A 13,156-nucleotide genomic window follows, 5' to 3' on the forward strand; every position below is an offset into this window, starting at 1 on the left:
GCGAGGGGAGGGTGGGATCGAAGCTGAGCCTGCCGACGACCATGCCGCGCAGTCTGTCGGTGGGGCGAGCGTCGAAGTAGCCGTCCACGAGGGTGGGAGCCGAGAAGGCGGTGCTGCCGAAGGAGACGCCATCGGAGGCTTGAGCGATGGCGCGCAGGTAGAACTGGCCGCCAATCTTCAGCGGGTCATCGACGTGCTCTTCGGAGCCGAAGGCCTCGGGCTGGGTGGGGCCGCTGAGCGCCTGCTCGTCGCGAGTCTCCTCGCGGCCCGCCTGGTCCACGGCGGGAGGCTGAGCGGGTGGGGCGCTCGGGTTGACCGATGGCGGAGCCTGCTTCTCGTCCCCGCCGAAGAGGGCGTCTTCGTTGGGGCGGGAGGAGGGCTGAGTGCTGTCGGGCTGGGCCTGGGCCTTCTCGGCCTCGGCGGCGGGAGTCGCCTTCTGCTCGCCGCCGAACATCGCGTCCTCATCGGGGCGCGACTGAGCGGCGGCGGGCAGGGCGGACAGCGTAGCGGCCAGGGCTGCGGCGTGCGCGAGCGTGCGGGGGCTCATCGGCTCTTACTCTCGAGCCACGCCTTGGTGAAGATGTTGGCCTCCAGCGAACGCAGGTCCACGCTCTTGATGAGGATGACGGTGGAGTTGGCCTTCTCCACCTCGTCATAGATGCGTATCTCCTGCGGGTACCACACGTCGGAGCCCTTGGACTCGCTGAAGAGCTTCTGCCACTTTGGGTAATAGAGCGTGCGCATCAGGCGGCCGGAGAGAGCGAACTCCTGGCGCTTGAGGACGTTGGTGGTCTCCTTGTCCACCCACAGCTTGATGATGGGGTAGGCCACGTCGATGTCGGCCTTGGCCTTGAGGTTGAGCTTGTGCACCTGGAACTTGCCCAGGGCCTCCTCGCCCTCATAGGTGGGTTCATACTCCTCGGCCAGACGGGACTCGTCGAAGTCGGCGCGGCGGCTGTCGGTGCCGGCGATGCGCTCGCGCTCGGTGCGCCGCTCCCACTTGCCCACGTTGGGGTCGTAGCTCCACAGGTTCTTGTCCAGGCGCAGGTAGCCCTTGCCGGCCTCACCCTTGGGCTTGGTGAACAGGATCATCAGCTTGTCGTCCGCGTCGCGCCGGTAGACGAGCGCCTCGCGGACGGTGTCGGCTTTGTCCTTCTCCTTCTGCTCCAGGTAGACGAGCGACTTGTAGTCACCGCCGTTGCGCTGGCGGTCGTCGATGACTCCCAGGAGCTTCTTCATCTCGGCGCCATCCAGGGCGAAGGCCACCGGAGAGGCGAGCAGCACCGCGGCGAAGGCGGCGGACAGCAGGTTTCGAGGTGTCATGGAGAAATCACCCGATGTGGTGCATGGCCGTCACGGGCTTCATCCGCGCGGCGAGGAAGGAGGGAATGAGGCTGACCAGCATGGAGGCCACGGTGATGAGCGTGACGGCGAACACGACGGAGCCGGGCTCCACCTTGAGGAACCAGTGCTCCGTCAGGAGCATGACCTGGACCACCTGCGGAGCCACGACCTGCCGCCAGTTGATGAACATGCAGAGCGCCGTGGCCGCCGCGGCGCCCGTGACCGTGGCGGTGAAGCTGAGCATGAAGGCCTCGGTGAGGAACATCACCAGCACGCGGCCCTTCTGCATGCCAATGGCGCGCAGGGTGCCAATCTCGCGGGTGCGCTCACGGATGGCGATCCACAGGGTGTTCATGATGCCCACGGCGATGACCACCAGGAGCAGGAAGGTGAGCCCACCGGTGATGGCATTGAGCGCGCTTACCACCCACTTCACGAAGGAGATCTCGTCCTCCCAGTTGGTGATGTCGAGCTTCTGTCCCGTCCAGCCCTCGCGATTGACGACATCGAACTTCATCCAGAAGGCGCGCGGGTCGTTGTCCATGAGGGTATAGCCACCCGCCGCCAGCTTCTCGCGCAGGCGCTGCTGCACGGCGGGGATGGCCTTCATGTCCTTGAGGTACAGGAAGATGGCGCCGGTGGCGTCGTCCTTGAGCTGGTAGAGATCTCTCAGGCTCTTGCTGGGAACGAAGGTGTTCCAGGAACTCATCATCCCGATGTTGGCGGCGATGGCCACCACGCGGACGTCCAGGGTATTGTTGGTGCCGCGCATGGTGGGGGCCGACAGGGTCAGCGTGTCACCGACCTTCACATCGAGCTTCTTGGCCTGCTCCTCGAAGATGAGGATGGTGCCGGGCTGATTGAGGTCATCGAGCTTGCCCTCGCGGAGCTGGACGACCTTGCGGAAGCCGGGCTCGCTCTCGACATCCATGCCGGCCACGCCCACCTGCACCGAGCCGGTGTCCGAGACGAGCTTGGCCCAGCCGCGTCCGCGCTGGGAGATGTAGTCCAGCTCGGGCACATCCTGGCGGATCTCCTGGATGAGCTTCGGGTACTGGGTGACCACCGGAGCGGACTGGCCGGCCGTGACTTTGTAGAAGCCACCCACGTTGATGTGCCCGCTCATGAGGGTGGTGGCGGACTCCAGCATGGTGGCCTGCATGCCGTTGCTGACGCCCATCAGGATGACGAGCACTCCCGTGACGCCGGCGATGGCGGCGCCCAGCAGCGCGGTCCGGCGGGTGTGAGCCAGCAGGTTGCGGAAGGCAATCAGAAGGATCTGGGACATGGCTTCACTCGTCGGTCTGCATCGCGGTGACGGGCGACACGCGCGTGGCCAGGAAGGCGGGGTAGAAGGTGGAGAACACGGACACTCCCACCACGAGCACGAACGCGGTGATGATGTTGGAGGCTTCGAGGGTGGGCAGGAGCTTCGGGCCGCTGAAGAAGAAGTACATCTCCTCGGAGCCCGCGGGGATGCCCACGTTGTGCAGCCAGGCGATGATCGCGCTGCCGACCCCGGCGCCCAGGCCACCGAACACCAGGCCCAGCACCACCGTCTCCAGCAGCACCATGGACAGGATGAAGGAGCGCTGCGCACCGATGGCTCGCATGGTGCCCACCTCCTTCACGCGCTGGATGGTCGCCATCATCACGGCGTTGTTGATGATGGCCAGCACCACCACGAACAGGATGGTGATGATGCCCCACAGCACCATGCGCATCATCATCACGAACTGGCCGATGAGGCCCGCGGCCTGCTGCCAGCTCACCACGCGCAACTTCAGGTCCTTGAGCTCCTGGGACTGCTGCAACTCCGCCAGCGTGGCATCCAGCTTCGACGGATCCTTCAGGATGATGGCGGCGCTGAGCACCATGCCGCCCTCGATCTCCTTTTGCGAGTAGACGCGCTGGAGCAGGTCCTCGTTGCGCAGGGCGGCGCCCGTGGTGGTGATCTGCTCGTTCTCGTTGATGAGGCCGGGAGTGGCCTCGGCTACCAGGTTGGAGGGGGAATCCCCGCCGAACAGGGCCGCCTCGGCGTCCTCGCGCTTCACCTCGGCCGCGCCGCTCTTGCTCTTGAGCTGGGCGATCTCCTCCTTCTTCTCCTCGGTGAGGTAGCCATAGAGCTCGCGGAAGGACACCATGTCCATGAGGTTCGCGGCGCCCGCCACCGGGGACTTCTCCAGCCCGCTGAACTGGTAGGTGCCGTAGATGGGGACGTTCACGCTCTGCACGTAGCCCGTGCGGCTGAAGGCGGTGATGGTCAGCGTGTCCCCCATCTTGATGCGGTAGAGGTCCAGCAGCGGCACCAACTGCTCGTAGAACTGCTTGTAGCGGGTGTCGAAGTTCTCGTCGGTCACTGCCAGGAAGCTGCTCAACAGCTTCGACAGATCCTTCTCCTGGGAGCCGAGTGCCTCCTGGAGCTTCGCCACGGCCTGCTGCGTCTTGAGCGGATCGAGCTGGTAGACGATCTCGCGCGTCTGCGAGGAGTTCTCCTTCACATAGCGCTGGAGCAGGGGATCGAGCGCGATGGTCTTCTTGTTGGTGTCTCGCGCCTCCTTGATGAGGTCCATCCGGCGCGCGGTCTTCAGCTTGAGGTTCTCCTCGTAGAAGAATTTGGACAGCAGCATGCCGCGCTTGCCTTCGGGCACCTTCTGCCCGTCGACGATCTGCATGCGATCGAAGCTCTTCTGGAACGCGTCCAGGTCCGTGCCCACGTAGCGGATGTAGAGCAGATCTCCGTCCGCCACCTGGGGCGCCAGCTGGTTCTCCAGGAACTCCAGCGAGCCGAGCGGGTCCTTGTCGAAGTCCGCCCAGAACGCGTCCGAGCGGGCCTTCTCCAGCGCCGCGATCTCGGAGGGATCCCGGGCCTCGTCGCGCATCAGCACCTTGCGCGTCTCCTTCTCGGCTTCGAGCAGCTCGGCCAGATGGCGTACGTGCGCTTTGAGGCTCTCGATTTGCGCCCGCCGCTCGGGCGTCTCACCCTCGGCGGCGTTCTTCCGGTACAGATCGCGGATGCGGGCCAGCGTGAGGTCCACCGTGTTGCCGGAGGTGATGAGCGCCCCGTTGGTTCCCATGGGCACCACCGTTTTCACGTTGGGGTGCTTCTCCAGCGCCGTCTTGATGGGTGTGAAGCTGTCGATGGCGGCGATGTCCGCCTCTCCGCCCATGTTGCCGAACAGCGCCAGCTCTTCCTTGGACTTGTCCGAGTACACCTGGAGGTGCCCGGACAGCGAGCCGATGATCGACCGGCTCATGGAGGAGTTCATGCTGTCCAGGAGCGATCCTCCCGTCACGACGAGGCAGGACGGGAAGAAGATGATGCCGCCGATGATGATGTTGACCTTGCTCTTGAGCAGGTTGCGGAAGGCCACCTGCAGGAGCAGCTTGAGTGTGCCCAGCATTAGTGCGCCTCCACTCCGGACGCCATGGACAGGCCCGCCTCGGCGGGAGTGACGCGGTCGAGGACCTTTCCGTCCGCCAGCCGCACCACCGCGTTGGCGTGCGTCATCACCTTCGCGTCGTGTGTGGAGAAGATGAAGGTGGTGCCGCGCTCGCGGTTCATCTCCTTCATCAGGTCGATGATCTGCTGGCCCGTCACCGAGTCCAGGTTCGCCGTCGGCTCGTCCGCCAGGACGATCTGCGGCTGCGTCACCAGTGCCCGAGCCACCGCCACACGCTGGCGCTGGCCTCCGGACAGCTCGTTGGGCCGGTGCTTCGCATGGCCCGCCAGTCCCACCCGCTCCAGCAGCGCCATCACCCGGGTGCGCCGCTCACTCGCGTTGAGCTTCTTCTGCAGCAGCAGCGGGAACTCCACGTTCTGGAAGACGCTGAGCACCGACACCAGGTTGAAGCTCTGGAAGATGAACCCGATGGTGTGCAGTCGCAGGTTCGTCAGCTGGCTTTCCGAAAGCTGCTTGGTGTCCTCTCCGGCCACCTTCACCACGCCGGAGGTCGCCGTGTCCACGCAGCCAATCAGGTTCAACAGCGTCGTCTTGCCGCTGCCGGACGGTCCCGCGATGGAGATGAACTCTCCCGGGTACACCTGCAGGGAGACGCCACGCAGCGCGGGCACCACGACCTTGCCCAGGCGGTAGTCCTTGGTCACTTCATTGATTGAGACAATCGTGGGATCTGCGGTGGTCATGTGAAGGGGGCCCTTTCAGCGCTCACGGAGGGGCTGGCAGCGCGTCGCGGACGGAAGTACCCGCTCGTAGCCACGTCCGCGCAGCTCGCGGACGCATCGCCGAGGCAGGACTCCTGGTGGTTGGGACCACCCGCTTGCATGACTCCCCGACACCCCCGTGGAACGGTGCAATGCCTGTACGCCTGTACCGTTCGAGTGCGCGGCATCTAGCTGCTTACGGAGGACGCCGTCAATAAGGGCAGGAGTGCCCTGCGCGCCATTGTGACGGGCTGGTAAAAATCGAGGCCCACGATCCCATGCATTGCATGGATCGCGGGCCTCGAGCCCTGTCGGGCGGAGGGCGGCTCCCTCTCGAGGGAGCCACCTGGCAGAGGTGCTGCTAGTAGTCGCCGGTCTTGCCCTGATTGGAGTCCGGGTTCACGTCCGAGCCCGTGCCCAGATTGCTGCCGCTACCGCCGGTGCCGTTGTGGATGTCCGAGCCGGCGCCATTGTGGATGTCCGGCGAGAGCACGTCGCTGTCGCGGCCGCTGCCGCCCGTGCCGTCATTCGGGGGCAGGGTGCCAGGCGACTGGTTGATGGACGAGTCGGGCGACATCACCTCTGTGCCGCTGCCGCCCATTCCGGAGTTCGTGGACTTCTCGATGCTCGTGGCCACGTTGTCCGTCTTGCGGATCTCGAAGGACGCGCGGATCTCGTCGCCCTCCTTGATGTCCTGCGCCCGCTTGAGGCTCGGATCGGCGAACTGCGTGTTCTTGTCGATCTTCAGAGGGACGATGGCGCCCGCGTGCTCAATCCACACGGTCTTCTTGTCGTTCTTCACCACCCGGCCCGTCAGCTGGTTGCCACTCAGCTGGGTGTGCATCGAGCCCTGACCCATCTGGCCGCTCTGGCTGCTGCCCTGATCGGTGCCCACGGTGCCGGAGCCGCCAATGCTCGAGCCCTGGTTCGTGGATCCTTGGTTCTGTGTCTGCTGATGCTGCGAGTCGTGCTTCTTCCCCTCGTTCGCGAGCGCCATGCCAGAGCTCATCAGCGCCACGGACGCGAACAGCCCCATCAGTTTCTTGGTCGTCATGGAAGTCTCCCCCAGTGGATTTCTGTGAGTGCGGTGGGGTGCAGTGCGCTTCCCCCGCTAGGAAAAACCTAGGTGCGCTTGGAGACAGGGGCAGGTCACCCCAGGCAAGGCCGCGCGCATGCTCGCTGTTCGAGCGTCGCCTGGTAGCCACGTTGCCGCGCGGGCGTGACGGCCGTCTTGAACATGGGGGGAGTTTTCTCCTAGCGTCCCGGGGTCCGCTTCGCGCCGGCCGCCTGAGCGGCGCCCTGACAGGAGACCCTTCCCAAGATGCCTCCCCCCAAGCAGCAGCAAGCCCCGGTTCCCGAGCCGCTCCCCACGCCCACCTATCCGGCCGTCGAGTCCTTCATCGAGGGCGCTACCGCCGAGGAGGTCCAGGCGCTCTTCAACCCCATCAAGGAGGGCCTCGCCGCGCTCAAGGGCCCCAAGGTGGATCAGGGCAAGAAGGTCCAGGCCGCCCTCACCAGTACCGAGGAGCTGCTCGGCCTCCTCCTGGAAACCCGTGAGCGCCTGATCGCGGAGTCCCAGGGCCCCAAGGGGCGCCGCTAACTCGCAAGTGCCTGGAATTGCTGAGGATACCTCCGAAAAGCGGGTTATTCGGGGGGAGTAAGGCAACCCAGGCCGCTGATCGACGATAATTACAATGAGAGCGCCGGGCTGGCCGGGCTCTACCCCTTTCTGAGTGTTCGAACGCTCGTACGCTGGAGGCAAAAAATGAAGGTCGACGGTTTGATGGGTCCTACTCCCCGGATGTCTGCCAATCTGTCCGTGGGTCGGCAGACCCCTGACACGAGCTTTGGCGCTCGCGTGCAGGCCGGCGTGAACAACGTGGCGGGCGCGGTGTCCAGCGGCGTGGGCGTGGCGGCTGGCATGATCCCGGGCAGCGGCATCGTCTCGGCGGCGGTTTCCTCGATGAGCACCCTGTCGTCCCAGGGCGTGCCGGGCTCGGCCACCACCCCGTACACCGGCTCGCTGCCGGGCACGGGCGGCTCTGTGGGCGGCGGCGCGGTGAGCACCGTGGGCGTTCCCTCGGTGAACACCACCGTGGGCGGCACGGGCGGCGTCGGCATCCCGGGCACGGGCACCTCGGGCAACCCGAACTACCTGGGCGGTAGCACGGGCGCCTCGGGCACCGAGTTCAACTCGGACATGGCCAGCATGTTCTCGCAGCAGAAGGAGCTGCTGAAGCTCCAGTCCGCGCTGCAGAACGAGTCCCAGAAGTACCAGACCATCTCCAACGTGCTGAAGACCCGGCACGACACGGCGAAGAACGCCATCGGCAACATCCGCTGATCCGCTAAGCTGTCGGCGGACGGACCCGGTGCAGGACGGAGGGCGGCGTTCAAGCCGCCCTTCTTCCTTCCGGGGCCTTGCAAAGGAGAGCGCGGTTCATGGCGGAGTCTGCTTCGGAGATTGCTGGCAGCCTGGTCCCTGTCGCCAAACAGCAGGCAATGATCCTGCTCGAGGCGGGCTACATCTGGCTGGACATGGGCCGTTTCGACAAGGCGAAGGACGTCTTTTCGGGCGCCGCCTCGTTGATGCCCAAGAGCGAGGTTCCGCAGCTGGCGCTCGGCGCGCTCGAGTTCGCCCAGGGTCGTCACGACAAGGCCCTGCAGGCCTACCGGGCAGCCCAGCGGTTGGCGCCGCAGTCCGCACTGCCGCGCGCGCACGCCGGAGAAGCGCTACTCTTCATGGGCAAGGTCCCGGAAGCGATGAAGGAACTGAAGGCGGCGATGGATCTCGAGCCCGAAGGTGATGGGGCCCGGCTCGCGCGCGCTCTCGTGGAAGCCAAGGATGCGGGGGCTCTCCCCCCGCCCAAGAAGTAGCGCGTACAATGCGCTGAAGTTCAGGAGGACTGGCGATGGCTGTCGGTGGAGTCGGACGAGGGGGTGGCAAGGGCCGGGCAGGAGGCGCCAAGGGCGCGTCCGGCAAGGCCCCCGTGGGTGGATCCAGCTTTGGGGGCAAGGTCGACAAGGCCGAGTCCCTGGTGGGTCCCTCCGGGCTGGTGGGCTCTTCCAATGTGGAGAGCGCCAAGGCGGCGGATCCCATCGCGGCCCAGGCGATGGCTATCGCCAAGCAGCTCAAGAACGGAGGCTTCAAGAACAAGGAGGAGGCCACTCGGCACCTGGTCGCCGAGGTCCTCAAGGAGAAGCTCCACATGAAGTCCTCCACGCTCTCGGGCAAGATCGCGGATGCGCTTCAGGAGGATCCGCGTCTCAACCAGGTTCTCGAGCGGCTTTGGTCCAAGGCTGAGTGAGTGGCGTTTGGGTTTCGGCGACGACAAGAAGTCCATCCTCGAGAAGTACGGGCCCTACGTGCGGTCGCTCGCGGCGACCGTGCGCAAGCAGTTCAATGCCCAACTCGAGATCGAGGAGCTGGTCGCCTATGGCCAGATCGGCCTGCTCGAGGCCGCGGATCGCTTTGATCCCAAGGTTGGTGCCAATTTCCTCACCTTCGCGCACTATCGCATTAAAGGTGCGATATTCGACGGGTTGAGGAAAATGGGGGTGTTGCGGGGTGCGGATGCCCGTACCGCTTTTGCGGGAGAGCGCGGGGCCGCCTACCTTGGAAATCTTTCGGATCGCGAGCAGGGCGGAGGCAACCGCGGAGGGTCATTCGACGATGATGTCAGTGACATCTCCAGCGCCGTCACGGGGCTGGCGATGGTGTTCGCCACCAGCTTGGAGGGTGCGGACAACGCGGGGTACGTGGACGAGTCTCTGCCGGCGGATCAGCGGCTGGAGATGGAGCAGCTGAAGCGGCGGGTGAGGGCGGCGATCGAGAAGCTCCCGGAGAAGGAGCGGCAGCTGCTGCAGGGCTACTACTTCCACGGCAAGACGTTGGAAGAGGCGGGGTCGGAGATCGGGCAGTCGAAGAGCTGGGCGTCGCGGCTGCATGCGCGGGCCATCGAGCGGCTCAAGGAACTTTTAGACGACGAGGAGACTCCGGTCTCCTCCGACGATGCAAGGAGGCAGTCACATGGCGGGTCCGATGGCAGGCGTCTCGGCCGCACAGATCGCGCAGCAGAAGCTGCAGGATCAGGGCGCGCAGCAGGTGAACAAGCAGGGGGCGTCGAAGTTCGACGCGGCTCTCGCTAACAAGGCCCAGGGCGCTGGCGGCGTCGACCAGGCTCACTCCGCGCAGGCCGCTCAGGCCACCCAGAAGGCGCAGGCCACGCAGAAGGCCGACCAGGTGCGCCAGGTGGAGACCGTCAACAAGACGGAGAAGGCGGGCCTCAACAAGGTGAACGGCGCCAGCAGCGAGCAGCTCTCGGCGCGCGCCGCCCAGCCCGTGGACGCCAAGGCGGAGACGAGCAAGGCCGGCGGCATGGTGTCCAACATGGTCTCCTCTCTGGAGAAGGGCCAGCTCAACCTCGAGAAGCTGATCAACTCGGGCATGAGCGGCAAGAACTTCTCCAACGGCGAGCTGCTCTCGCTCCAGGCCTCCATGTACAAGTACACGCAGGAGCTGGACCTGACCAGCAAGGTCGTCGAGAAGGCCACCAGCGGCCTCAAGGACGTGGTCAAGACCCAGGTGTAGCTCCGTCGCCTGCCCCTCATCCGGGCGGCACCTGAAGGGCGGTCCCTCTCGTGGGGATCGCCCTTCCATGTTTTCCGGGGCCCATGTTGGAACGGGCGCGCCGCGCCGCTAAGCTAGGCCTCGCACATGACTCATCGATCGTTGAAGCTGGTCATCCCGCTCCTCGCCCTGCTCTTCGCCACGGGCTGCTCCATCGAATTGCAGCACGGCCTGACGGAAGAGGATGCCAACGAGATCTACGTCCTGCTGAGCAAGAACGGCATCAACGCCACGAAGCTCGCGTCGGGCGAAGGCAAGGAAATGATGTTCACCATCGTGGTGTCCAAGTCGGACGCCGCGCAGGCCGCGGAGCTGCTGCGCAGCAACTCGCTGCCTCGCCCCTTGGAGAAGGGCTTCAACCACTTCGCCAAGGGCAGCATGGTGCCCACCGCCGCCGAGGAGCGAGCGATGATGCTCAAGGCGGTGGCCGGCGAGGTCTCCAACGCGCTGACCAAGGTGGACGGCGTGCTGGAGTCGAACGTCATCGTCAACATCCCCGAGACCAATGATCTGACCCAGCCGGACAAGAAGCCCATGCCGTCCGCCTCGGTGATGGTCCGCTACCGGCCGACGCTCGAGGGCAAGCCGCCCCTCACCGAGAAGGAGGTCCAGCAGTTCGTCTCCTCCGCCGTGCAGGAGCTGACGCCGGACAAGGTCACCGTGCTGCTCACGCCCGCTCTGGCGCCCGTGGCGGAGACCAACCCCGAGAACCGGCTTCAGGACGTATTCGGCCTGCGCATGACGGCGGCCAGCGCCAGCGAGTTCCGCGTGGTGGTGGCGCTGGTGTCCATCTTCGTCCTCGGCATGATTGGCCTGTCGGCCTGGGTGCTCATGCGCGGCAGCGGTGGTGGCGCGGCTGGGCGGCCCGCGCGCCGGCAGAGCTGAGGCCAGGCGCTTCCGGTGCCTCCTGTATCGAACCCCAGGCCCTGAGGGCCGCGAGGTGACCGTTGGTGGATCAATTCTTCACCTCGCTCAACAAACGCCAGACGATGCTGCTGCTGACCGCCATCACCTTCGGCGGTCAGGAGGGCGTCGCCTCGCTGGAGCACCTCGCGCCGGAGGAGGGCGAGCTGCTGCTCCATCGAGCGCATGAGATCATGCAGATTCCTCGCGAGAAGCGGATCCCGCTGCTCGTGCAGGAGATCAAGAAGCTGGTGAAGGATCGCCGCGGGCAGCTCTGGAGCGCCGAGCCCGACAAGCTGGCGGCGCTCATCCAGAAGGAGCGTGGCGCGCTGGCGGAAGTGGTGCTGCGAGCGCTGCCCGGGGTGCTCGCCGAGGCCGTGCGCGCCCACCTGCCCCAGAAGCCGCTGAAGCTCACCCGCGAGGTCCGCCCGCAGGTGCTGGACATCGTCCGCTGGAAGCTCGAGGAGCGGCTGTCGCGCAGCGCCGGCTCGCAGGTGAGCTTCAAGTTCAGCGACGTGCTCATGCTGCAGCCTCGCGAACTGCTCACCGTCTGTGATCGGCTCGGCGCGCGAGTGCTCGGGCCGGCGCTGGCGGGGCTCCCCGAGGCCCAGCGGGATCAGCTCATCGCGGCCCTGCCTCCGGACCAGAAGTCTCTGGCCTCCAAGTCCGTGCAGGCCAACGCGCCCCGAAAGCTGCCCGAGGAGGAGTCCAAGGAGCAGCTCGGTGTGCATGACGGGCTGAAGAACCTCTCGGGCGCCATCCGCAGCGCGGGCACCCAGCGTCTGGCTCGCGCGTGCGTGTCCCAGTCCGCGGAGTTCGCCGCGCGTATGCTCGAGCGGCACCGGGGCGACTTTGGCAGCTTGCTGGCGAAGTGGGTCCGGGACGAGCGCGCCAAGCCCGTCTCGCGCACCACGGATGGTGGCCGTGCCGACATCGTCGCGGACCTGGAGCGGCTGGCCGCTCGCGGCCTCATCGATCGCCCGGTGCGTCTCACTCCGCAGCGCCCGGCGCTGAATCCGCCTCCGGCCCGAGCCTCGGTCGTGGCTCCGGTGCGTGAGGCGGGCCGCGAGCCCGGCCGTGAGCCTGGAAAGGAGCCCGGCCGCGAGCCTGGAAAGGAGCCCGGCCGTGAGCCTGCTGGCCGTGACGCGATGCCCTCCCGAGGTGCTCTACCCCAGGAGCGCTTGAGTGCCGCTGCGGCTCCTGCTCCCCGGCGCGACATCATGGCCGAGCGGGAGGCTCGTCGCGCCGGAGCCGTGGGCGGCGCGGGCGCCAATCCTGCCAATCCGACGGCCAATCCCAATGAGCGCAGGGATCCCATGGCCGAGCGCGCGGCCCGCCGGGCCGGAGCGATGTCCTCCCGTGATCCACGCCTGGGGGACGAGTCTCCCGAGCCGTCCCGCAGGCATCCCCGGGAGCTCTCTCGTCTGGCGCCTCTCGGCGATGAGGGGCAGGAGCCGTCTCGCAAACTTCGAGCGTCCCCGAGAGAGTCCGTTGTGGCACAGCCCTCCCGGCGAGAGCCGGGGATTGCCCCGGATCCCACGGGCGCTCGAATCGGTCCACCTCCCAGCCGCGATGGCTCGCGCGTCGGCGGCCGTCCTCCACCTCCTCCTGAAGTGGAGCACTCCCGGTCCCGTCCGCCTCCGTCCGAAGTCGAACACTCCCGGTCTCGTCCGCCGCCGCCTCCTCCTCCTGAAGCGGGAGATGGGGCGCGCGCGGGAGCCCGGCGGCCTCCGCCCGAAGTGGGAGCTGCTCCCGCGCCGCGTCGCGAGCGCGAAGGAGAGCGGCGCGGTGCTCCTCCCGCACGTGTTCCTCCTCCCCGTGTCCCTCCCGCACGCCTTCCGCCTCGGCCCGTCGAGCGCACGGGAGGGTCCACGGATCCGGAGGGCTCTCGCGTCATCTCCTCTCCCGGTGTCCGCAGCCAGCGGACCGGGGTGCGCCCTGCACTTACAGAAGAGCCCGAGCGTCCGCCCCGCGTCCTTTCGGGCAAGCAGTCGCCTACTTCCGGGGGAGCAATCCCTGCGAAAGGAGGAGAGGGGACGAGCGTGGAGCGCCGGCCTCGGCCCGTTTCCCCGAGCAACTCGGGGCGTGGACCGCGCGGCGGTTCGCGCTAGCAT

Annotated in this window: 13 protein-coding genes and 1 pseudogene; 8 read left to right on the plus strand and 6 right to left on the minus strand. The window is 66.5% G+C overall.

The annotated features are described in order from the left end of the window. The 6 genes and pseudogenes from KY501_RS40880 to KY501_RS40905 all read right to left on the minus strand — a co-directional run. Window positions 1-547: pseudogene (locus KY501_RS40880) on the minus strand (hypothetical protein); the annotation flags it as partial. Next, the gene (locus KY501_RS40885) at window positions 544-1,323 is read right to left on the minus strand and encodes an outer membrane lipoprotein-sorting protein (protein WP_224369345.1); all 780 of its coding nucleotides are present in this window, start codon (window positions 1,321-1,323) and stop codon (window positions 544-546) included. The gene KY501_RS40885 and the pseudogene KY501_RS40880, both read right to left, overlap by 4 nt. Before the next feature lie 7 nt (window positions 1,324-1,330). Beyond that, on the minus strand, window positions 1,331-2,632 hold the full coding sequence (locus KY501_RS40890; RefSeq protein WP_224369346.1) for an ABC transporter permease: 1,302 nt from the start codon (window positions 2,630-2,632) through the stop codon (window positions 1,331-1,333). A 4-nt stretch (window positions 2,633-2,636) separates the two neighbouring features. Next, entirely contained in the window at window positions 2,637-4,748 is a 2,112-nt protein-coding gene (locus tag KY501_RS40895) for an ABC transporter permease (protein WP_224369347.1), read from the minus strand. Further along, window positions 4,748-5,491, minus strand: a complete 744-nt coding sequence (locus KY501_RS40900; protein ID WP_224369348.1) for an ABC transporter ATP-binding protein — start codon at window positions 5,489-5,491, stop codon at window positions 4,748-4,750. The genes KY501_RS40895 and KY501_RS40900 overlap by 1 nt, the downstream gene beginning before the upstream one ends. Window positions 5,492-5,870: 379 nt before the next feature. Beyond that, window positions 5,871-6,563 carry a hypothetical protein gene (locus KY501_RS40905; RefSeq protein WP_224369349.1) on the minus strand — a complete coding sequence of 231 codons (693 nt, stop codon included), beginning with the start codon at window positions 6,561-6,563 and terminating at the stop codon, window positions 5,871-5,873. A gap of 267 nt (window positions 6,564-6,830) precedes the next feature. Here KY501_RS40905 and KY501_RS40910 point away from each other — a divergent pair, with 267 nt between their 5' ends. The 8 genes from KY501_RS40910 (at window position 6,831) to KY501_RS40945 (ending at window position 13,153) form a co-directional block, all read left to right on the plus strand. After that, window positions 6,831-7,109, plus strand: a complete 279-nt coding sequence (locus KY501_RS40910; protein WP_224369350.1) for a hypothetical protein — start codon at window positions 6,831-6,833, stop codon at window positions 7,107-7,109. A gap of 165 nt (window positions 7,110-7,274) precedes the next feature. Then, a complete protein-coding gene (locus tag KY501_RS40915; protein WP_224369351.1) occupies window positions 7,275-7,853 on the plus strand; it encodes a hypothetical protein in 579 nt (192 codons plus the stop codon). Window positions 7,854-7,951: 98 nt separating this feature from the next. Further along, entirely contained in the window at window positions 7,952-8,386 is a 435-nt protein-coding gene (locus KY501_RS40920) for a tetratricopeptide repeat protein (protein ID WP_224369352.1), read from the plus strand. A 35-nt stretch (window positions 8,387-8,421) separates the two neighbouring features. Continuing rightward, window positions 8,422-8,817, plus strand: coding sequence for a hypothetical protein (locus KY501_RS40925; protein WP_224369353.1), 396 nt, complete (start codon window positions 8,422-8,424; stop codon window positions 8,815-8,817). A 7-nt stretch (window positions 8,818-8,824) separates the two neighbouring features. Next, window positions 8,825-9,658, plus strand: a complete 834-nt coding sequence (locus KY501_RS40930) for a sigma-70 family RNA polymerase sigma factor (protein WP_224369354.1) — start codon at window positions 8,825-8,827, stop codon at window positions 9,656-9,658. Then, window positions 9,615-10,100, plus strand: a complete 486-nt coding sequence (locus KY501_RS40935; RefSeq protein WP_224369355.1) for an EscF/YscF/HrpA family type III secretion system needle major subunit — start codon at window positions 9,615-9,617, stop codon at window positions 10,098-10,100. Before KY501_RS40930 ends, KY501_RS40935 begins: the two co-directional genes overlap by 44 nt. Window positions 10,101-10,226: 126 nt before the next feature. Then, entirely contained in the window at window positions 10,227-11,024 is a 798-nt protein-coding gene (locus KY501_RS40940) for a type III secretion protein (RefSeq protein WP_224369356.1), read from the plus strand. A 65-nt stretch (window positions 11,025-11,089) separates the two neighbouring features. Beyond that, on the plus strand, window positions 11,090-13,153 hold the full coding sequence (locus KY501_RS40945) for a hypothetical protein (RefSeq protein WP_224369357.1): 2,064 nt from the start codon (window positions 11,090-11,092) through the stop codon (window positions 13,151-13,153). The last annotated feature ends 3 nt before the right edge of the window (window positions 13,154-13,156 follow it).

This window comes from Hyalangium versicolor, assembly GCF_020103695.1.
Lineage (GTDB): Bacteria > Myxococcota > Myxococcia > Myxococcales > Myxococcaceae > Hyalangium > Hyalangium versicolor.